The organism is Carnobacterium sp. (genome assembly GCF_040274425.1).
Genome location: NZ_JBEMBC010000195.1, coordinates 1 through 663 on the forward strand (window position 1 = coordinate 1; position 663 = coordinate 663).

Below are 663 nucleotides of genomic sequence, written 5' to 3' on the forward strand. Positions count from 1 at the left end.
TATTGGAATCACTGGAGGAACCGGAAGTGGAAAAACGACTTTGACACAGTTGATTCCGCGCTTTTATGATGCTAGTGCTGGTAACGTTAGCTTTCTTGGGTTAAATGTTAAAGAATGGGATTTAGAAGAATTGCGTAATCAGATTAAAATGGTGCCACAAATAGCAGTGTTATTTCACGGAACAATTCGGGAAAACTTACAGTGGGGAAAAACGGATGCAACGGATGACGAGTGTTGGGAAGCCTTAAAAACAGCACAGTGTTTAGATTTTGTCCAAAAATTACCCAATAAGTTGGATACTCTTATAATGGAAAATGGGAAAAACTTTTCTGGTGGTCAACGTCAAAGGTTGACGATTGCTCGTGCAATTGTTAATAAGCCAAAAGTATTGATACTGGATGATTCATTATCTGCTTTAGATTATCAAACGGATTTGGAGTTGCGAGAAGCCTTGAAAAACGATTTAAACGGTACGGTTATCATTATTTCACAACGAATTCGTTCATTACAGCAAGCTGATCAGATTTTACTAATGAACAGTGGACGAATCGTAGCTAGTGGAATACATGAGGATTTGATGGAACAATCTACAGCTTATCAAGAATTAGTTACTTCACAGGAGGAGGTCTAAAATGAAAAAAATATCTTCCAAAGGATTTAATT

1 protein-coding gene is annotated in these 663 nt (G+C 37.1%); it reads left to right on the forward strand.

Annotation, left to right across the window (positions count from 1 at the left end):
- Window positions 1-631: ATP-binding cassette domain-containing protein (locus ABS911_RS15250; RefSeq protein ID WP_350468254.1), on the forward strand; the 631-nt coding region annotated here is incomplete at its 5' end.
- Window positions 632-663: the final 32 nt, after the last annotated feature.